Source organism: Tistrella mobilis KA081020-065 (genome assembly GCF_000264455.2).
In the GTDB taxonomy this organism is placed as follows: domain Bacteria; phylum Pseudomonadota; class Alphaproteobacteria; order Tistrellales; family Tistrellaceae; genus Tistrella; species Tistrella mobilis.
In genome coordinates this window covers 1,363,016-1,382,992 of the sequence record NC_017956.1, presented here as the reverse complement: position 1 = coordinate 1,382,992, position 19,977 = coordinate 1,363,016, and the positions used below count along the sequence as shown (strand labels likewise).

Genomic DNA, 19,977 nt, shown 5'->3' with positions numbered 1-19,977 from the left:
GTCGTCGTATCAGATAAGAAACCATGAATATCGACGAGGGGACGGCCCCGCCACGGGAATGGCGGGGCCTCTGCCTCAGGCTGCCGTCTCTTCCGCCTCGCGGATGCGGCGGCGAACCTCGTCGGCATAGGCGACGAAGACGTCGAGGCTTTCCGGGTTGCGCATGGCCCCCGGATTGGCCGCCTTCTCGATCGGCGCCCCCATCAGGATGCGGCGCACCGGCACCTCGATCTTCTTGCCGGTCAGCGTATAAGGCACGTCGGGGATCTCGACGATCACATCGGGCACATGGCGGGGGGAGCAGGCCTCGCGGATCTCGCGGCGGATCCGGTTCTGCAGCGCCTCGTCCAGGCTCGCCCCCTCTTCCAGCGACACGAAAAGCGGCATGAAGAACCGACCATGGGGCAGATCCAGGTTCACGATCAGGCTGTCGCGCACGCCGGGCAGATTGTCGACCACGCGATAGACCTCTGCGGTGCCGATGCGGATGCCGTGACGATTGAGCGTGCTGTCCGACCGGCCATAGATCACCGCGGTGCCGCGCTCGGTGATCTTCAGGAAGTCGCCGTGGCGCCACCAGCCGGGATACATCTCGAAATAGCTTTCGCGATAGCGGCTGCCACCCTCGTCGTTCCAGAACATCACCGGCATCGAGGGCATCGGCCGACGGATCACCAGCTCGCCCACCTCGCCGATCAGCTCGCGGCCCTCGTCATCCAGCGCGGCGACGTCGACGCCGAGCGCCCGCGCCTGCATCTCGCCGGCATTGACCGGCAGGATGACCGATCCGCCGACGAAGGCGGCGCAGGTGTCGGTGCCGCCGCTGATCGCGTTCAGCCACAGATCCCGCTTCACCTTTTCGTAGACGAAGGCATAGCCCTCGGGCGGTAGCGGCGAGCCGGTGGAGCCGATCGAGCGCAGGGCCGACAGGTCGAACATGGCACCGGGCTCGGCACCGGCGGCGGCCTGGGCGGTCAGCCAGGCGGCCGACGTGCCGAAGACGTTGAGCTTCGTCTTCTCGATCAACCGCCAGAGCGGATAGGGGTCGGGCCAGGCCGGGTTGCCGTCATAGATCACCAGCGTCGCGCCGACCAGCAGCCCCGACAGCTGGCTGTTCCACATCGTCCAGCCGGTGGTGGTGAACCACATGAAGCGGTCGCCCGGATTGAGATCGCCCGCAAGGCCGTGGCTCTTCACATGCTCCAGCACGATGCCGCCATGGCTGTGGACGATGCCCTTGGGCAGGCCGGTGGTGCCGCTGGAATACTGAATCCAGAGCGGGTGTTCGAACGGCACCTCTTCGAATTCCTGGGTCGCGGCAAGGGCCATCGCCTCGGGCCCCTCGACCAGATCATCCCAGAGCACGGCGCTCTCGACAGGCAGGCTGCGATCGGCCGGGTTCAGATAGGGCAGGAAGACCAGATGCTCGGCATCGGGCAGATGGTCGAAGATCTGCTTCACCACCGCCCGCCGGTCGAACTGCCGGCCGCCATAGGCATAGCCGTCCACCGCGAACACCACTTTCGGCCGGATCTGGCCGAAACGGTCGAGCACCGATCGGGTGCCGAAATCGGGCGAGCAACTGGACCAGATGGCGCCGACGCCGGTCGCCGCCAGGCAGGCGATCGCCGCCTCGGGCGTGTTGGGCAGATAGGCCGCGACCCGGTCGCCGGGCTTCACGCCCATGGCGCGCAGCCGGCCCATCAACGCCCGCACCTTCACCTCGAAATCGTCCCAGGTCAGCGCCCGGAGCGGGCGGACTTCCGACTGATGGAAGATCGCGACCTCGCCCGGCCGGGCCTGATCGAAGGCGACGCGGGCATAGTTGATCATGGCCCCCGGAAACCACACCGCCCCCGGCATCTCTTCCGAGGCGATCGGGGTTTCGGCCGGGCTGGAGAAGCGGATGCCGAAGCGGTCGATCAGCGCCTGCCAGAAGGCCGCGGGCTCGGTCACCGACCAGCGGCGAAGCGCCTCGTAATCGCCGGTTTCGACGCCGCGCTCGGCCGCGAGCCAGCGCATGAAATCTGTGATGCGCGCGGCCTCGACGGTCTCGGCCGAGGGGCGCCAGAGTTCGGCGCCCTCTTCGATACGCATGGGCATGTGCTTCCTCCTGGGGCGCGGCCCTCGGCTGTGCCGGTCTTCACCGGCCGTTTCCCTGCCCGGGGCCGTTCGTGTCGTCCAAGTGTTAGCCTCTGAGAGGCAAGATACGCAAGACTGTTGTATTATTTCGCATGCCGATCAATTGCGTTCGCCGCTGCGGCGCGCCGAGACAAAAGGTCGCTGCGTCGCTATACTGTCATTCTCCACGGGGCCTGCGCCACACTTCCGCAGGCCGCCGGCCATCATCGGTGACGCCACGGCATGACCTCACCCGACAACGGGCGTGCGGCCGCCCTTTCCGAGACCACCGCCGCTTCGGGAGCCACCACCGGCTCCGGAACGGCGGATGGGCCGCTCGCCGGCGGCGGGCCGCATGGCGTCACCCGCGAAATGCTGCAGGCCGACGAGATCCGCCGCCGCTTCGCCCGGCTTTATCCGCACATCCACATTCTGGACGATGCCGAGCTGGCGCAGTCGCTGGAAGAGATGCTCGACACCGCCCCGCCCGGCGCTTTCGCGGGCGGCGCACCGCGGCTGTTCGGCTATGGCTCGCTGATGTGGAACCCTTGCGTGGCGATCACCGAGCGGCGGCGTGCGCGGGTGGTGGGGCTGCACCGCAGCTTCTGCCTGTGGATGCCCTTCGGCCGCGGCACGCCCGATCAGCCCGGGCTGATGCTGGCGCTCGACCGGGGCGGCTCGTGCACCGCCATGACCCTGATGCCCGATCCGGCCGACTGGCGCGCCGAACTTGCCCTGATCTGGCGGCGCGAGATGCTGACCGCCTCTTACTTGCCGCGCTGGGTATCGGCCCAGACACCCGACGGGCCCGTGCCGGCCCTGACTTTCGTGATCAACCCCGCCCATGAACGCTATGCCGGCCGGCTGACGGAAGATCAGACCGCCCGGATCATCGCCCATGCCGCAGGCGAACTCGGCTCGTCGGCCGACTATCTGCGGGCCTGCGTGGGGGCGCTCGACGCCGCCGGCATCCACGACCGGCGCATGGTCGCTCTGCTATCACGGGTGGAATACCACCAGCAGGCGTACACGGATATGCCCGAAGACATCGGTGGTCGCTGAGTCCCATATTCGTCACGCGGAATGCTGTGGACAGGACCGTCACCACGGGTTAACCAGGACACATCATGCGCCCTGCACTGTGGAACGGGCGCGCCACCGCGGGCGGCGACCGGGCCGCGCAGGAGAGATGACGTTCGACCTGACCACCGACCGGCGGAAAATCGAGACGCTGCGCCGCTATCGGGTTCTCGGATCGGAGTCTGCGCCGGCGTTGAGCCAGCTCGTAACGGCGGCGGCCTCGGCGCTCGACGCAACCGCCGGTCTGTTGGTCGGGCTGGATGAACGCGGCCCGCGTGTCCTTGCGGGCACACAGGCCGATGGGCGTGGCAGCTCCGCTTCCCAGGACCTGTTCGACCGGGTGACACGTCAGCTGAGCAGCGAAGGCGATGAGGATCTGCTGCTGGCCGCGATCCGGGCGAAAGACGGCACCACGATCGCCGTTCTGGCGCTGGACGGCTGCCCGCGCATGGATGCCCACGCCACCGCCATTCTGCAGCGACAGCTCGACGCCCTGTGCGCGGTGATGGATCTGGGCGTGACAGTGGCGACCGCCCTCGATCAGGCCGACCGCCTGGCCGCACACGAGGCCGAACTGACCCATCAGAGCAGCCTTCTGGAACAGCAGGCGGAAGAACTGGTCCGGCTGGCCGAGGAAAACTACGCCCAGCGGCTGTCCGCCGAAGGCGCCTTTCAGCAGAAATCGCTGTTCCTGGCCACGCTGACCCACGAACTGCGCACGCCGCTGACCGCGATCATCGGTTTTGCCGAGCTGATGGAACAGCAGGTTCTGGGACCGATCGGCAACGAGACTTATCTGGGCTATCTGAACTCGATCCACGGCAGCGGCAAGCACCTGCTCTCGATCATCAACGACCTGCTCGACATGGCCAAGATCGAGGCCGGCAAATACGACGTCACACCAACCGCCATGGCCGCCAATCCGGTGCTGTCGCAGACCATTCGCGTGGTCGGCGGGCTTGCGATCGAAAAGCGGGTGCGGATCGCCTGGACACCGCTGCGCCCCTCGCCCGAGATCGTCGCCGACGACCGCGCGCTCAAGCAGGTGATGCTGAACCTGCTGTCGAACGCCATCAAATACAGCCCGCCCGGCGGGTCGATCACCGTCGACAACCGGGTGCAGAACGATCGCTTCATCGTGGCGATCAGCGATGAAGGTCCCGGCATCGCGCCGGAAGATCTGGCACGGCTGATGCGCCCCTACGAGCAGGCGCGCAACGGCGGTGCCGAAACCCAGGTCAAGGGCACCGGGCTCGGCCTGACCATCAGCCGCATGCTGGTGGAATTGCAGGGTGGCACGCTGACGCTTGAAAGCGCCGAGGGCCGGGGCACCACCTCGTGCTTCGACCTGCCGCTGGCCGCACCCGACGCCCGACGGGCGGACTGACCTCTCGCGCACACCCGCATATCCGACCCGTGACTGGCACAGTACTTGCTGTTTCCGGGGGCGCACGCATTCCCGACCGTCGGGGTGCGGCCCCCCGGTCGAAAGCCGTTGCCGATGTCCGCTGTTGCCCCCGCATCGCTGACCGAACTTTTGTCGGGCCTGATCGGCCGTTCCACCGGATCTGCCGGCGGCACGGCTGCCCCTCAGGCCGTGACGGTGTCGGACGACAGTGCAGCCGCCTTCCAGGCGCTGCTTGCCGCACATGTGACGGCGGCCGCCGATGTGGCGGGCGAGGTGCGTGCCCCGGCCCAGCCCTCTGCCCCGGCCCAGCCCACCGCCCCCGAGCGGCAGGCCACCCCCTCGGCTTCCGGTCCCGCCATTCCTGCCCCGGCCGGCCGCACGGTCGGTGTGACGGCGGACCAGGGCGCCGATACGCCCGCATCCCCGGCCGCCGCCCCCGCCACCCCGATGGCGGCAGAGGCGCCGCAGACCCCGGTGGCTGCGAACACACCGCCCATGGCGCACGCAGCGGCAGGCGCTGAGACCACGGCGGAGCCTCCGCGCCCCACGGCGGAGCCTCCGCGCCACGCCACCGATCCGGCAGTTTCCCCCCGGCAGGATTTGCCGGGACCGGCAATTGCTGCCGTCGATCGCCCGGCGCCCGAGTTCCTTGTCGACACGAAGACGCAGGCGAGCGCAGAAGCGCGGGTGACCGATACCCCGAGCGGTACCGATACCGCCACGTCCTTGCCGCTTGGCCAGGATCTGGCCGCCCGCGCGGTGACCGCGGCCGCGGTGGTGATCGATACCGCCCGCATCCGCATGGACAGCGCGCCGGCCATGCCCGAGGGCCGCGTCGACCTCCAGCCCGGGCGACCGGCCGGCACAGAGGCCCCCGCCGGCCAGGCGCCGCGCGCCCCCCGCGCCATCGCCGATGAAGACGACGAGATCGATCCGGCGACGCTGGCGGCGGTCGCGAGCGCCGCGGCCCCTGCACCGGCAATCCTTGCGCCCGCGACGACGGCTGCGGCACCCCTGACGCTTACCCCCGACGAGGTCGTGGTGGCCGGCGTGGCGCAGCCGCCCGCGGCAGCGCCCGCCCTGCCCGACGCACCCGCTCTGCCCGATGCAGCCGTGGTCGGGCAGACCGTCACCGTACCGGGGGCGATCAGCTTCGAAGACGCGGTTTCGACCGCGCTCGACAACCCGCCGGCGGGCGACGACGCCGTTCTGGCGGTGACGGTCCGGGCCGGCAATGACGGCGTGGTCACCACCCGCACCCGCCAGCCGGTCGCCGCCGACCAGGCCGTGGACATGATGGGCGGCGAGCTGGTGGCGCGGATGGACCTGCCCATCGGTCTGGCGCGCCCGGCCGGCCGCACCGTCGCCTTCACCGCCCACACCGATACGACCTCGGTCCCGACCGGTCGCAACGCCACCCCCGATGCGGCGCTGGTTTCGGCAGAGCCGGCGGCAGCCGGGGCCCCTGCCCCGGCCGGCCGCCCGGCTGCCCCCATGACCGGTTCGGAAACGGCACCGGTGATCGATGGTCCGGCCGTCGACCGCCCGGTCACGGTTCTTGCGACGGCCGACACGACGCCGACCGTCGCGCCGCGTGACGTGGCGGATACCCGCCCGGCCGCGCGGCCGCAGGTGGAGATGCCGGCACAGCCGACCATCATTGCCCCGACGGTGATGGCGAACGACGCCGGCCCGGTCGCCGGCGATGCCCGCACCGCCCCGACGGCCCCCTCCGCCGAGACGAAACCGGCCCCGCAGGCGGCATCGATGGCGGAAACCACCCCGGCCGGGCGCGACGTGCCCGAGACGGCGACCATCACCGACGGCACCGTTCAGGCGGCGCCTGTTCGGGTGACGACCACCCAGGCAGCGACCGTGCCGGCGGCCGCTGGCCGGAGCGCCCCGGGGACCGCCGAGGCCCCCACCATGCAGGCCCCGGCCACGCAGGCCACAGCCGTGCGGGCACCGACCGTTCAGGCACCGGCTACTGAGGTCCAGGCCGACCGGATCCAGACCGACCGGGCGCCGGCCGTCGAACCCCCGGCAGCCCCGGCGCCGCAGACGGCAAGGACTGCCGTGCCGACCGCCGCGCCGACGGCAGAAACTGCCGCCCCGGCAGGAAATGCCCGCGCAGCCGGTCAGAACCTCGCGCCCCGGCAGGATCCGCCGGCCGGCCGCACGGAGATGGCGGCGGCCCCGGCGGCACCCGCCGCAGCCGATGTCGCCCCCGTCGCGACGGCCCGGACGGACGAGGCCGTCCAGCCGATGGTTGCCCGACCGGACGCAGCCGCCGGCGCCCGGCAGACCGATGCCGAGCCGACCGCTGCCCCGCGTTCCGCCGCCGAACCGGCCCGGGAGGCCGCAAATCCCAGGGTTCAGGCCCCGATCCAGGCCCTTCCCGCCGGTGCAGCAGCCCTTTCGGCCATGACCAGTTTCGACGAGGCGAGCCGCCCCTTGGCGGCCGGCGGCGATCTGGCAGCGGCGATGGGCCTGCCCGAAACCGGCCAGCTCCGCACCGGCTGGACCGGCCAGACCCAGGCCCTGCCGATGCAGGATGCCGCACCGGGCCGGCCGGCGATGCAGGTGGCACAGCACATGCATACGGCCTTGGCAGGCAGCATGTCTCCGGCAGGTGGTATGCCGCTGGCAGGTGGTGAGAGCCACTTCGTGATGACCCTGATGCCGGCCGATCTTGGCCGGGTCCGGGTCGAAATGAAGATCGACGCCCAGGGCCGGATCAGTGCCCGCTTCTCGGCCGAAAAGCCGGAAGCCGTCGATGCCCTCTCCGCCGATGCGGGCGATCTGGAACGCAGCCTCACCCAGGCCGGGTTCAAGATCGAGCCGGGCGCGCTGCGCTACGACATCGACCGTTCGCTCGCCAACCAGGCGGGGGGACAGCAGATGGCGGGGCAGCAGGGCTCCGGTCAGCAGGGCCAGGGCTTTGCGGGCCAGAACTTCGCAGGCCAGGGTTTTAACGGAATGGCCGGTGACGGCAACCGCCGCGGCAATGGCGCCCCGCGCCGCGACCGCGACACGAATATCGATCGCGACCCGCTGGCCGGGATCGGCAGTCTGAACGGCCTGGCGGCGGACCAGGTGGCCACAATCGACGGCCGCCGCGTCGACATGCGGATCTGAGGCGAGAGGAGCAGAGGACATCATGGCGACCAGCTCCGTCACGAACACCACGACGACCACCGCGACGACGTCGAAGGCGACGATCGCCAACAACAAGCTCGCCGATGATTTCGATCAGTTCCTGACGCTGCTGACCACGCAGCTCAAGAACCAGGACCCGACCAATCCGCTCGACACCAACGAATTCACCAACCAGCTGGTTCTGTTCACGCAGACCGAGCAGCTCGTCCAGTCCAACAGCAATCTGGAGAGCCTGATCTCGCTGTCGGAAGGCCAGCAGGTTGCAAACGCCGCCTCGTATATCGGCAAGGTCGTCGACGCCAATGGCGACACGATCCAGATGACCGACGGCAGCGCCAGCTATCACTACCGCCTGCCCGAGAACGCCGAAAAGGTGACCGTCAACATCATCGACGAAAGCGGCAAGGTGGTCCGCTCCGAAGCGGGCGAGACCACGGCGGGCGTGCACAACTATGAATGGGATGGCAAGGACAGCGAGGGCAAGCTGCTGGAAGACGGCCAGTACCGGATGAGCGTCACCGCGCTCGATGCCACGGGCAAGACGATCGCGGTCACCACCTCCATCACCGGCACCGTCGACAGCGTCGGCATCACCAACGGCAATGTCGTGCTGAACGTGAACGGGGTGGAAATCCCGCTCTCCGAAGTGACCGGCATCCGCGATGCCTCGGCCGCAACCAGCGAGGCCGACGCCACGCTGAAGGCCCTCCAGCAGCTCTACAACTCCGGTCTCATCGACCAGTCGACACTTCTCGCGGCTCAGGAAGCGGCCGCGGCTTAAGGATCTCGGGAAGCGACGGCGCAGACCGCGCCGACCTTCAGAGCTTGGGCGGGTCGCCAGGACGGCAGCCCGTCAGAACCATCGGCCGGTGGACCAGACACCCCGGCCCGAAAGTCAGAATCAGGCGGGCGGACGTGCCCCGCCCCCATGATTGAGGAGTGCCCCTGATGAGCTTCGGTCTCTATGGCTCGCTCTATTCCGGTGTGTCGGGCCTGGGTGCCCAGAGCACGGCGATGGGCGTCATCTCGGACAACATCGCCAACGTCAACACCGTGGGCTACAAGGCGAAGACCACCAACTTCCAGACCCTGGTCACCGACAGCGGTTCCGAGTCCTTCTACGCCCCGGGCGGTGTGCGCGCCAGCGTGCAGCAGCTGATCGACCAGCAGGGCCTGGTGCAGGGCACGACCTCGGGTCTGGACGTGGCGATTTCGGGTGACGGCTTCTTCGTCGTCGAAGGCAAGGCCACGGGCACCAACGAGGTGCTCTATACCCGCGCCGGCTCTTTCGTGCCCGACGAGCAGGGCTATCTGCGCAACGCCGCCGGCTTCTACCTGCAGGGCTGGCCGCTCGATTCGGCCGGCCGTCTGCCGGGCGAGGCTGGCAACGTGACCAACACCACCTCCTCGGCCGATATTTCGAGCCTTGAGACGGTGAATGTCGGCCAGATCAGCGGTACGGCAGTGGCGACGACCGAAATGACGGTCGCGGTCAACCTGAACACCAATCAGGAGACCTATACCGGCGCCACCTCGACCAGCACCTCGACCCCCGGCGTCTCCACCTCCGACGATCTGATCGCGGCCGGCGTCGTCACCGCCGGCCAGACGATCACCCTGTCGGACGGGGTGAACACGGTGACCTTCACCGCGGGCACGGGTACGGGTGAGTTCTCGACCCTGGCCGAACTGGCCGATCTGGTGGAAGGCACCGGCAGCTTCGTCGCCGAGCTGGGTGGCACCGCCACCGCCGGCACGATCTCGATCTCGGCCTATGATCCGCGCCGGACGCTGGACGTGTCCGGAACCGCAGCCAGCGGCTCCCTCGCCCTCGACACTGCCGGCACCCCGGTCGCCGCCACCTATGATGCCTCCGACAGCGCGCTCAACATGAGCTCGGGTGCCGTCTCGTCCGATTTCAGCCGCTCGGTGCGCGTCTATGACGGTCAGGGCCGCGGCCACGATCTGATGGTCAACTTCCTGAAGGTCGGCAACAACGAATGGGCGGTTGAAATCAACGCCGTCGACAAGAACGACGTCGTCACCACCGCGCCGACCCCCGAGGCGCAGATCGCCGCCGGCGTCGTCACCTTCAATTCCGACGGCACGCTCAACACGGTGTCCACTTCTCTGACCGACGCGCTGCATATCGACTGGGCGGCCGGTGCGGGCTCGTCGGACATCACCATCGACTGGGGCACCGCCGGCCCGCTCGGCACCGGTCAGGCCGATGGTCTGCGGCAGTATGCCGGCGACTACGAGGTCCGCGACCTCAGCCAGAACGGCGCCTCCTCGGGCGAGTTGACCGAGGTGAAGATCGACGCCGACGGCTTCGTGGTCGCCTCGTTCAGCAATGGCGAGCAGAAGCAGCTCTACAAGCTGCCGATCGCGACCTTCGCCAGCCCGCAGAACCTGCAGGAGCGCACCGGCAACGTCTTTGCCCAGACCGACAAGTCGGGCAATTTCAACCTGCGCGCCTCGGGCCAGAGCGGCGCCGGCCTGATCTCGCCCTCTTCGCTCGAGACCTCGAATGTCGACCTGGCGTCGGAATTCACCGACATGATCATCACCCAGCGCGCCTATTCGGCCAGCTCGAAGATCATCACCACCGTCGACGAGATGCTGCAGGAAATCATCAGCACCAAGCGCTGATCCTGGCGGCACCCACGCCAACGACGCCGGGCACCGCGCCCCGCCCCCGAAAAAAGGGGGCGCGGGCCGTGGTGCCCGGCGTCGTTCTGCCGGCCTTCAGATTTTGTTAAACACATCGGACTAGCATCGGATCCGTGTCGGGTGTTCGGGCGAGGTCGCCCTATGCCCCGCAACCGTTGCGAGACCGCCCTTCCGATGACCACACCCAGGTTGAAGCTGGTATCCCCAGCGCCCGACATTGCCGAGGCCACCGACGGCAATGTTCTCGTCCTGCCGGAGAAGCCTCCCCGGCAGAAGCGGTCCACCACGCTGCGTTTCGACCTGCCGCCCGGCAACGGGGTCAGGTGGGTCGCCCGACGGAAGATCGAGGTCGTGGCGGCGGTGATGGCCGGTGCCGCAGCCCTCGACGAGATCTGCCGGCGCTATGCCCTCAGCCTCGAAGAGTTCGAAAGCTGGCGCCAGACCCATGGCGCCGAGGCCAGCCGGCTGATCGCCAGCCGTTCCCGCCGCGGACGCAAGGGTTGATCTGACCGCACAATCCCGGCAAATGCTTACCTTTCGTTAAGACACCGATCCTCCGCCCGCCACCTCCCCCCTGCCGGCGCGGCCCCGGTCCGCGGACATCATCGCCGCGGATTTCTCTGTATTTTTCGCAAAAACAAGACATTGCCATTGCGTTGAACCACAGTATGATCCGGGCGGAAATTTTTGCCGCCCACCCGGCAAAATCTGCCGGGCATTAACCTTCTGTTCACCAAAGATCGCGTAAACAGGGGTGGGCGGTGCACTGCATCGCCCGGCTTCTTCGTGCGTGCCGATCCCCAGACCCGGGGTCAGGCATCGCGGAAAGAGGATCGTCGGGCGCCCCGATCGGGGCATTGCGAGACGGAGTGGAACGGGTCTCATGGCGGATACGCTGAAGGCCTGGATGCAGGCACTGAAGGGATTGGGGCCGGCGCGGCTTGCGGCACTGGGTGCCGTGGCGGGCGGTCTGCTGATCTTCGCGGTCTTCCTGGCCACCCGGCTGGGCAGCCCGACCATGGGCCTGCTCTATGGCGACCTCGACACTGCCGATGCGGCCTCGGTCGTGGCGGAACTGGAACAGGCGGGCGTGCCCTACACGCTCAGCCCCGACGGCCGCCGGATCATGGTGCCGCAGGATCAGATCGCCCGGCTGCGCCTGACGCTCGCCGAAGGCGGCCTGCCCAAGGGCGGATCGATCGGTTACGAGATCTTTGATCGCTCCGAAGGCCTTGGCACCACCGATTTCGCCCAGAACGTCAATCTGGTCCGCGCGCTGGAAGGCGAGCTGCAGCGCACGATCATGACCATTGATGCGGTTTCGGCCGCCCGGGTCCATATCGTGCTGCCGCGGCGGGAACTGTTCTCGCGCAATCAGGCCGAGCCCACCGCCTCGATCGTGGTCAGCCCCAAGGGCGGCCGCAGCCTGACCCAGGGCCAGGTGCGGGCCATCCAGCAGCTGGTCGCGGCCGCCGTGCCGGGGCTGCGCCCGGAACGGGTGGCGATCGCCGATGATCGCGGCACCCTGCTCGCCCGCGGCGACGGCGGCACGGAAGGCGCCCCGGGTGCCGCCCTCACCGCCGCCGAAGAGGTCCGCCAGAACGTCGAAAGCCAGCTGCGCGCCCAGGTCACCCGCCTGATCGAAGAATCGGTCGGCCCCGGCCGGGTGCAGGTCGAAGTCCATGCCGAGATCGACCACAACCGCGTGACCATCTCGCAGGAAACCTTCGACCCCGATGGCCAGGTGATCCGGTCCCGCCAGGTGAACCGCGAGAACGAGCTGTCGACCGAGGCCGGCGACGAGGCGGTGACTGCGTCCAATAACATCCCCGATGCCCAGCAGGGCCAGGGGGCGGGCGGCAACCGCACCCAGTCCAACCGCGACGGCCAGACGGTCAATTACGAAATCTCGCGCACCGTGCGCAACGAGGTCCGCGAGGGCGGTGCGGTCAAGCGGCTGTCTGTGGCCGTGCTGGTCGACGGCACCTATGTCACCGCCGATGACGGCACCCAGACCTATCAGCCCCGCGCCGCCGACGAGATGGAGCGTCTGACCCAGCTGGTCCGCTCCGCCGTGGGCGCCGATGACGAGCGCGGCGACCGGATCGAAGTGGTGAACCTGCCCTTCGCCCGCAGCCAGGAGACGGTGGTGAATGCCGGCCTGCTGGGGCTGGAGACCAGCGACTATATGCGCATCGCCGAAATGGTGGTGCTGGCGATCGTGGCCCTGCTGGTCATCCTGCTGGTGCTGCGGCCGCTGGTCGGCCGGCTGGGCCCGCAGCCCGCGGGTGCGGCAGCCGGTGCCGGCGGCATGGGCGGCGTCGGTGGCGTGACCATGATCCCCGGTCCCGACGGCACCCCCATGGCCGCCCTGCCCGGCCCCGACGGCAACCCGGTTCCGGCCCTGGCCGGCCCCACCGCCGAACGGGCGCTGGCCGCCGCCATCGAAAGCAGCGAGGCGATGATCGACATCAGCCAGGTCGAGGGCCGGGTGCGGCAGTCCTCGATCCGCAAGATCGCCGAAATCGTCGACCGCCATCCCGAAGAAGCACTGGCCGTGATCCGTTCGTGGATCCGGGAAGAGGATTGAGCCTCCATGGCACGTGGCAAGAGTGAACTCCGGGGGCTGGGCGGCCCCGAAAAAGCCGCCATCCTGCTGCTGGCGCTGGGCGATGAATACGCCGCCAAGCTCTTCCGCATGATGGAGGACGACGAGATCCGCGAGATTTCGCAGGTCATGGCCTCGCTCGGCAAGGTCTCGTCCGAAATGGTCGAGGGGCTGCTGGTCGATTTCGCCGAACAGATCTCGTCCACCTCCACCCTGGTCGGCACCTTCGAGACCACCGAGCGCCTGCTGCTGGCATCGGGCCTGGAGAAGGAACGGATCGAGGCGATCATGGAAGAGATCCGCGGTCCCGCGGGTCGCACCATGTGGGACAAGCTCGGCAATGTGAACGAGCAGATCCTGGCCAATTATCTGAAGAACGAATACCCGCAGACCGTTGCGGTGGTGCTCTCCAAGGTCCGGCCGGAACACAGCGCCCGGATCCTGGCCGCCCTGCCCGATGATTTCGCCATGGAAGTGGTGATGCGCATGCTGCGCATGGAGCCGGTCCAGAAAGAGGTGCTCGACGGGGTCGAGCGCACGCTCAGGGCCGAGTTCATGAGCAACCTGGCCCGCACCAGCCGCCGCGACGCCCACGAGATGATGGCCGAGATCTTCAACAACCTCGACCGGCAGGCGGAATCGCGCTTCCTGGACGCGCTGGAAGGCCGCAACAAGGATTCGGCCGAGAAGATCCGCTCGCTCATGTTCACGTTCGAGGATCTGGGCAATCTGGCCCCCACCGGCGTGCAGACGGTGCTGCGCGTGGTCGACAAGGACAAGCTGGCGCTGGCGCTGAAGGGCGCGTCGGAAAAGATCCGCGAGCTGTTCGTCCAGAACATGTCGGAACGCGCCGGCAAGATGCTGCGCGAAGACATGGCGGCGATGGGTCCGGTCCGGCTGCGCGACGTCGACGAGGCCCAGGCCTACATGGTGATGGTCGCCAAGGACCTGGCCGACAAGGGCGAAATCGTCATCGCCGACGGCAAGGGCGACGACGTCCTGGTCTACTGAGGATCCGCAGTCACGGCATCCGGCCCCGGAGGAACGGCAGAGACATGGCGGGCTACAAGAAGTTCACCTTCGACGTCAGCTTCGACGACGACATCGATTTCGGGCGGCCGCGCAAGAAGAAGCCCGAGCCGGTGGTCGAAGCCGCCCCCGTGCCGCCACCGCCCCCGCCGCCGCCGACCTTCTCGGAAGCCCAACTCGCCGAGGCCCAGGCCGCCGCCTTCGAGGAAGGCCGGCGGGCAGGTGCCGCCCAGGCGCTGGCCGCGATCGAGCAGCAAACCCTGCAGGCCATTCAGCGGCTGGAACGCCAGTCGGCCGAGGCCATCCATGGCTGGCACGACCGGCTGGATGCGACCACCGCCGATCTGGTCCGGCTGGCCCGCATGATTGCGGTCAAGCTGGGCTGCACCGAGGAACAGCGTCTGGACCGGATCGAGACCATGCTGCGCGACTGCATCGCCGGCATCGCCGAGACCGGCGAGGCGGTGCTGCACGTGAACCCCGCCGCCGAGGCGGTGATGAGCGCGCGCGTGGCGCCGGTGCTGGCCGAGGAAGGCGTTCTGGGCCAGTGCCGGGTGATCGCCGATCCGGGCATCGCGCCGGGCGATGCCCGGCTGGTCTGGCCGGGCGGCATGGCCGTGCTCTCACGCGAGGATATCCTGCAGCGGATCGACGAAACCCTGGCGGAGGCGACCGCGTCGGGGCACGGTTCCGGCATGGAGCACTTGACGCCGGGGCATGCTCCGTCCGAATGATGACCTGACGCCTTCTTCCGTTTCACCCCTCTTGTCCCTCCAACCGGCGCCGCGGCGCGGAGATCATCGATGGCCGACGACAAGGACAATCTGAGCCTCGAGGAATTCGACGGCGAGCGCCGCCGGGAGCCCTCGCGCGACGAGATGGACCAGCAGGTCCCCGACGTGCCGCGCAGTGCCGCCGACCTCGAAGCCGTCTATCAGGTGCCGGTGCAGGTCTCGGCGGTGCTGGGCAAGGCCACCATGCAGGTGAACCAGCTGCTGAAGCTGGGCCGCGGCGCGGTGGTGGAGCTGGACCGCAAGGTCGGCGAGGCGGTGGACATCTATGTGAACGACCGGCTGGTGGCCCGCGGCGAAGTCGTCGTCGTGGAAGACCGGCTGGGTGTGACCATGACCGAAATCATCAAGACCGATCGCGGCTGACCTTCCGGTCCGCACACCGTTCTTTTCTGACGTCAACCTCCAGCGCCTGCCCTCGCCCCCCACCGCCTTCCACGTCGGACCGGACCGGAACCCAGGACCTCATGGATCTCGCAACCGTCATCGGCCTTATCGTCGGCTTCCTTCTGGTGGCGGCGGCCATCATCCTCGGCGGCTCGGTCGGCGCCTTCATCGACATCCCGTCGATCCTGATCGTCATCGGCGGCACCTTCTTCATCACCATGGTCAACTTCTCTCTGGCCGAGGTGATCCGGGCCCAGAAGCTGCTGGTGAAGACCATGGTGTCGAAGCCGGTCGATCCGTCGAAGGCGGCGATGCAGGTGGTGGAACTGGCGGATCAGGCCCGGCGCAAGGGCGTGCTGGGCCTGCAGCAGACGCTGGCCCAGCTGCAGGGAGAACCCTTCCTGCACAAGGCATTGAGCATGGTGGTCGACGGCATACCGGTGGAAGACGTGGAGCGGATCCTGAAGCGCGACATTTCGCAGATGGCCTATCGCCATATGCAGTCGGCCCAGATCCTGAAGCGTTCGGCCGAAGTGGCGCCCGCGATGGGGCTGATCGGCACGCTGGTGGGTCTGGTGCAGATGCTGGGCAATCTGGAAGACCCCAGCACCATCGGCCCGGCGATGGCGGTGGCGCTGCTCACCACCTTCTACGGCGCGGTGCTGGCGAACATGGTGTTCAACCCGCTGGCGGGCAAGCTGGAACGCAACTCCATGGAGGAGCAGATGTTCAAGCAGATCTTTCTGGCGGGGGCGACCTCGATCGGCCGGCAGGAGAACCCCCGCCGGCTGGAGCTGACCCTGAACGCGATGCTGCCCCCGGCAAAGCGGATCCAGTTCTACGACTGACCAAGACACCAGGGGCCGCCGCCCGTGCGGAACGACCCCACAAGACGACGAGTTCCGGTTCAAGAATGCCGGTGACGCCCCCCGGGGCGTAACGGCGGCAGGAGTAACCCCGAGATGCGACTTCTGATCATCGGTTCCCTGGGCGGCCAGATCGGCGCGGCGACGCGCATCGCCGTGTCGCGCGGCGCCAAGGTGTCGCAGGTTCCCGACGTGGAAGCGGCGCTGGACCATCTGCGTGCCGGCCATGGGGCGGAGCTGGTGATGGTCGATGTCGGTCTCGACATCGGCCGTCTGGTCCGAAGCCTGGAACAGGAACGCATCCATGTCTCGGTCGTCGCCTGCGGGGTGGGGGCGGATGCCCAGGCCGCCGTGCGCGCCATCAAGGCGGGCGCACGCGAATACATCCCCCTGCCGCCGGACCCGGAGCTGATCGCGGCGGTGCTGGAGGCGGTCGCGTCCGAAGACCATGCGCTGATCTTCCGCGACCCGGCCATGGAACGGGTGGTGTCGCTGGCCGAACAGATCGCGCCCGCCGATGCCACGGTGCTGATCACCGGCGAAAGCGGCACGGGTAAGGAGGTCATGGCGCGCTTCCTGCACCGCAAGAGCCGCCGGGCCGACCAGCGCTTCGTGTCGGTCAACTGCGCCGCCATCCCTGAAAACCTGCTGGAAAGCGAGCTGTTCGGCCACGAGAAGGGCGCCTTCACCGGCGCCGTCGCCCGCCGGGTCGGCAAGTTCGAAGAGGCCGATGGCGGCACGCTGCTGCTGGACGAGATCAGCGAGATGGACCCGCGCCTGCAGGCCAAGCTGCTGCGCGTGATCCAGGAACGCGAGGTCGACCGGGTCGGCGGCACCCGGCCGGTCAAGGTCGACATCCGCCTGATCGCGACCTCCAACCGCAATCTGGAAGACGAGGTCCGCCGCGGCAATTTCCGCGAAGACCTCTATTTCCGCCTGAACGTGGTCAATCTGCGCCTGCCGTCGCTGCGCGAGCGGCCGTCGGACGTGGCGGCGCTGGCCGATCATTTCGTGCAGCGCTATGCCGCCGCCAATGCCCTGCCCGACCGGCCGCTGTCGCCCGACGCGCGCAACCTGCTGCTGACCTATGACTGGCCGGGCAATGTCCGCGAGCTTGAAAACACCATGCACCGGGCGGTGCTGCTGGCCCGCGGCACCGAGATCGGTGCCGAGGCGATCATGCTGGCCGACGGCACCAGCCTGGCGACCGCCGCGGCCCGGCGGCAGGATTTCCAGCCCCCGCGCGCGCCTGCGGCACCGGCGGGCGTGCCCGCGCACAACCCCTATGCCAACCCCTATGGCGGGCCACCCGCGGCCTATGGCGTGCCGCCCGCGGCCTATGGCCAGCCGGCCGGCTTCGCCCCGGCGGCCCCGGCCGCACCGGTCGCCGCCGACGACGAGGACGCCACCCGCGCCCTGGTCGGCCGGACGGTGGCGGAGGTGGAGCGCGACCTGATCATCAACACCATCCAGCACTGCCTGGGCAACCGCACCCATGCCGCCACGATCCTCGGCATTTCGATCCGCACGCTGCGCAACAAGCTGAAGCTGTATGCCGAAGAAGGCGTGGCGGTGCCGCCGCCGGCGGGCGGGGATTTCGAACGCTCCGGCGCCTACGACCGCTGATCCGGGGCGATCACACCGTGGCGGGGGATGGATGCATGACCAAGGCTGCTACCGATGGCTGAACGAGGCGGTCTTCCGACACCCGTGACCGGACGCGGCCCCGGCGGCATGCCGCAGGGCGGCGGGCCGGGCGGTGGCGGCGGCGGCCTGCTCGGCCGGCTTGGCGCCATGCTCGGCAGTGCCGATCTGGTCGTGGCGCTGGGCATGCTCGGCATCCTGATCGTCATGATCTTTCCGGTGCCGACCTGGACGCTCGACCTGCTGCTGTCGATGTCGATCAGCCTGTCGGTCGTCATCCTGCTGATCACGCTGTTCATCCAGAAACCGCTGGATTTCAGCTCTTTCCCGACCATCCTTCTGGTCTCGACGATGTTCCGCCTGGCGCTGAACATCGCCTCGACGCGCCTGATCCTGAGCCATGGCCACGAGGGCACATCGGCCGCCGGCCAGGTGATCGAGGCCTTCGGCCAGTTCGTGATGGGTGGCAACTTCCTGATCGGCGTGGTGGTCTTCATCATCCTGGTGCTGATCAATTTCGTGGTCATCACCAAGGGTTCGGGCCGCATCGCCGAAGTGTCGGCGCGCTTCAGCCTGGACGCCATGCCCGGCAAGCAGATGGCCATCGACGCCGACCTGTCCGCCGGGCTGATCGACGAGGCCGCCGCCCGCACCCGGCGCAAAGAGCTGGAGGACGAAAGCACCTTCTTCGGTGCCATGGACGGTGCGGCGAAATTCGTGCGCGGCGATGCCATCGCCGGCCTGCTGATCACCGTGATCAACGTGGTGGGCGGCATCATCATCGGCACGGTGCAGCAGGGCATCACCTTCAACGAGGCGCTGCGCAGCTATACGCTGCTGACCGTCGGCGACGGTCTGGTCTCGCAGATCCCGGCCCTGCTGATCTCCACCGGCGCCGGCCTGCTGGTCACCAAATCCGGCATCATCGGCACCGCCGACCAGGCGATCATCGGCCAGCTTGGCCGCTATCCCAAGGCGCTGGGCGTCGCGGCCGGCCTGCTGCTGTTCATGGGGCTTCTACCCGGCATCCCGACCGTGCCCTTCTGGGGTTTCGCGGTCGTGCTGGGCTTCATGACCTGGCGGCTGATGAAGCGCAGCCAGCGTCTGGCGGTGGAAGCCGCCGAGGCCGACATCCCGCCGCCGGCCGTGCCGATGGACGAGCCGATTTCCTCGGCGCTGCACATCGATCTGGTCCGCATCGAGCTGGGCTATGGCCTGCTGCCGCTGATTTCGGAAGAGCGCGGCCACCGGCTGACCGAGCAGATCAAGGCGCTGCGCCGCCAGATCGCCGGCGATCTGGGCTTCGTGATGCCGGCGGTGCGCATCCAGGACAATATGCAGCTGCCCGCCAACACCTATGTCCTGCGCGTGAAAGAGATCGAGGCCGGGCGCGGCGAGCTGCGCCCCGCCATGCTGCTGGTGATGGATCCGCGCGGTGAGCCGATCTCGCTGCCCGGCGAAGAGACCACCGAGCCCACTTTCGGCCTGCCGGCCAAATGGGTGGACGAGACCCGGCGCGAAGAGGCACATTTCCGCGGCCTGACCGTGGTCGACCCGGCAACCGTGCTCACCACCCATCTGACCGAGATGGTGAAAGAGTACATGCCCGAGCTGCTCTCGCGCCTGGAGACGCAGAAACTGCTCGACGAGCTGGGCCCCGACCACCAGAAGACCGTGGCCGAGATCGTGCCCAGCCAGATCACGGTCGGCGGGCTGCAGCGGGTGCTGCAGAACCTGCTGCGCGAGCGGATCTCGATCCGCGATATGCCGACCATCCTGGAAGGCGTGTCGGAGGCCTGCAGCTATACCCAGTCCGCCATGCTGATCACCGAACATGTCCGCGCAAGGCTCGCCCGCCAGATCTGCGCCTCGGTGATTTCGGAACAGGGTTATGTGCCGATCGTGACGCTGTCGCCCGATTGGGAGCATGCCTTCGCCGAGAGCCTGGTCGGCCAGGGCGACGAGAAACAGCTGGCCATGGCGCCGACCAAGCTTCAGGAGTTCATTTCGCGTGTCCGGCAGAGCTTCGAGCGTCAGGCGATGCTGGGTGAGACACCGGTGCTGTTGACCAGCCCCATGATCAGACCCTATGTCCGTTCGATCATCGAGCGCTTCCGGCCCATGACCGTGGTCATGTCCCAGAACGAGATCGATTCCCGCGCCCGCATCCGAACGGTGGCCCAGATCTGATGAGTTTGCTGTCGACGTCTC

At 68.3% G+C, this 19,977-nt stretch carries 14 protein-coding genes; 13 read left to right on the top strand and 1 reads right to left on the bottom strand.

The features are described 5' to 3' along the window. Window positions 1-75: 75 nt before the first annotated feature. Window positions 76-2,103 (bottom strand): acetoacetate--CoA ligase, encoded by a 2,028-nt coding sequence (locus TMO_RS06315; RefSeq protein ID WP_014744771.1) that lies wholly within the window; start codon window positions 2,101-2,103, stop codon window positions 76-78. A 261-nt stretch (window positions 2,104-2,364) separates the two neighbouring features. Here TMO_RS06315 and TMO_RS06310 point away from each other — a divergent pair, with 261 nt between their 5' ends. The 13 genes from TMO_RS06310 (at window position 2,365) to flhA (ending at window position 19,956) form a co-directional block, all read left to right on the top strand. Then, complete coding sequence (locus tag TMO_RS06310) at window positions 2,365-3,183, top strand: gamma-glutamylcyclotransferase (protein ID WP_014744770.1); 819 nt, start codon at window positions 2,365-2,367, stop codon at window positions 3,181-3,183. Window positions 3,184-3,310: 127 nt separating this feature from the next. Next, window positions 3,311-4,588 (top strand): sensor histidine kinase, encoded by a 1,278-nt coding sequence (locus tag TMO_RS06305; RefSeq protein ID WP_014744769.1) that lies wholly within the window; start codon window positions 3,311-3,313, stop codon window positions 4,586-4,588. 114 nt (window positions 4,589-4,702) lie between these two features. Further along, on the top strand, window positions 4,703-7,747 hold the full coding sequence (locus TMO_RS06300; protein WP_014744768.1) for a flagellar hook-length control protein FliK: 3,045 nt from the start codon (window positions 4,703-4,705) through the stop codon (window positions 7,745-7,747). A gap of 22 nt (window positions 7,748-7,769) precedes the next feature. After that, a complete protein-coding gene (locus tag TMO_RS06295) occupies window positions 7,770-8,549 on the top strand; it encodes a flagellar hook assembly protein FlgD (protein ID WP_014744767.1) in 780 nt (259 codons plus the stop codon). A gap of 167 nt (window positions 8,550-8,716) precedes the next feature. Next, window positions 8,717-10,420: a flagellar hook protein FlgE gene (locus TMO_RS06290; RefSeq protein WP_014744766.1), complete on the top strand. Its 1,704-nt coding sequence runs from the start codon at window positions 8,717-8,719 to the stop codon at window positions 10,418-10,420. A gap of 195 nt (window positions 10,421-10,615) precedes the next feature. Then, the gene (locus TMO_RS06285; protein WP_081598994.1) at window positions 10,616-10,945 is read left to right on the top strand and encodes a DUF1153 domain-containing protein; all 330 of its coding nucleotides are present in this window, start codon (window positions 10,616-10,618) and stop codon (window positions 10,943-10,945) included. Between the two features lie 379 nt (window positions 10,946-11,324). Next, entirely contained in the window at window positions 11,325-13,031 is a 1,707-nt protein-coding gene (gene fliF / locus TMO_RS06280; RefSeq protein ID WP_014744764.1) for a flagellar basal-body MS-ring/collar protein FliF, read from the top strand. A gap of 6 nt (window positions 13,032-13,037) precedes the next feature. Next, window positions 13,038-14,060 (top strand): flagellar motor switch protein FliG, encoded by a 1,023-nt coding sequence (gene fliG, locus TMO_RS06275; protein ID WP_014744763.1) that lies wholly within the window; start codon window positions 13,038-13,040, stop codon window positions 14,058-14,060. A gap of 44 nt (window positions 14,061-14,104) precedes the next feature. Continuing rightward, window positions 14,105-14,812: a FliH/SctL family protein gene (locus TMO_RS06270; protein ID WP_014744762.1), complete on the top strand. Its 708-nt coding sequence runs from the start codon at window positions 14,105-14,107 to the stop codon at window positions 14,810-14,812. A gap of 69 nt (window positions 14,813-14,881) precedes the next feature. Further along, a complete protein-coding gene (fliN, locus tag TMO_RS06265) occupies window positions 14,882-15,235 on the top strand; it encodes a flagellar motor switch protein FliN (protein ID WP_014744761.1) in 354 nt (117 codons plus the stop codon). A 101-nt stretch (window positions 15,236-15,336) separates the two neighbouring features. Continuing rightward, window positions 15,337-16,104, top strand: coding sequence for a motility protein A (locus tag TMO_RS06260; RefSeq protein ID WP_014744760.1), 768 nt, complete (start codon window positions 15,337-15,339; stop codon window positions 16,102-16,104). Window positions 16,105-16,218: 114 nt separating this feature from the next. After that, window positions 16,219-17,748 (top strand): sigma-54-dependent transcriptional regulator, encoded by a 1,530-nt coding sequence (locus tag TMO_RS06255; RefSeq protein ID WP_014744759.1) that lies wholly within the window; start codon window positions 16,219-16,221, stop codon window positions 17,746-17,748. 108 nt (window positions 17,749-17,856) lie between these two features. Then, the gene (gene flhA, locus TMO_RS06250) at window positions 17,857-19,956 is read left to right on the top strand and encodes a flagellar biosynthesis protein FlhA (RefSeq protein WP_041604859.1); all 2,100 of its coding nucleotides are present in this window, start codon (window positions 17,857-17,859) and stop codon (window positions 19,954-19,956) included. Window positions 19,957-19,977 lie beyond the last annotated feature (21 nt).

Excerpts from the sequence above, each read along its gene's own strand:
- TMO_RS06285 (WP_081598994.1), top strand. The coding sequence starts at position 10,616 with ATGACCACACCCAGGTTGAAGCTGGTATCCCCAGCGCCCGACATTGCC.
- TMO_RS06295 (WP_014744767.1), top strand. The coding sequence starts at position 7,770 with ATGGCGACCAGCTCCGTCACGAACACCACGACGACCACCGCGACGACG.
- TMO_RS06315 (WP_014744771.1), bottom strand. The coding sequence starts at position 2,103 with ATGCCCATGCGTATCGAAGAGGGCGCCGAACTCTGGCGCCCCTCGGCC.
- TMO_RS06270 (WP_014744762.1), top strand. The coding sequence starts at position 14,105 with ATGGCGGGCTACAAGAAGTTCACCTTCGACGTCAGCTTCGACGACGAC.
- TMO_RS06305 (WP_014744769.1), top strand. The coding sequence starts at position 3,311 with ATGACGTTCGACCTGACCACCGACCGGCGGAAAATCGAGACGCTGCGC.
- TMO_RS06290 (WP_014744766.1), top strand. The coding sequence starts at position 8,717 with ATGAGCTTCGGTCTCTATGGCTCGCTCTATTCCGGTGTGTCGGGCCTG.
- fliG (WP_014744763.1), top strand. The coding sequence starts at position 13,038 with ATGGCACGTGGCAAGAGTGAACTCCGGGGGCTGGGCGGCCCCGAAAAA.
- flhA (WP_041604859.1), top strand. The coding sequence starts at position 17,857 with ATGCCGCAGGGCGGCGGGCCGGGCGGTGGCGGCGGCGGCCTGCTCGGC.
- TMO_RS06300 (WP_014744768.1), top strand. The coding sequence starts at position 4,703 with ATGTCCGCTGTTGCCCCCGCATCGCTGACCGAACTTTTGTCGGGCCTG.
- fliN (WP_014744761.1), top strand. The coding sequence starts at position 14,882 with ATGGCCGACGACAAGGACAATCTGAGCCTCGAGGAATTCGACGGCGAG.
- TMO_RS06255 (WP_014744759.1), top strand. The coding sequence starts at position 16,219 with ATGCGACTTCTGATCATCGGTTCCCTGGGCGGCCAGATCGGCGCGGCG.
- TMO_RS06310 (WP_014744770.1), top strand. The coding sequence starts at position 2,365 with ATGACCTCACCCGACAACGGGCGTGCGGCCGCCCTTTCCGAGACCACC.
- fliF (WP_014744764.1), top strand. The coding sequence starts at position 11,325 with ATGGCGGATACGCTGAAGGCCTGGATGCAGGCACTGAAGGGATTGGGG.
- TMO_RS06260 (WP_014744760.1), top strand. The coding sequence starts at position 15,337 with ATGGATCTCGCAACCGTCATCGGCCTTATCGTCGGCTTCCTTCTGGTG.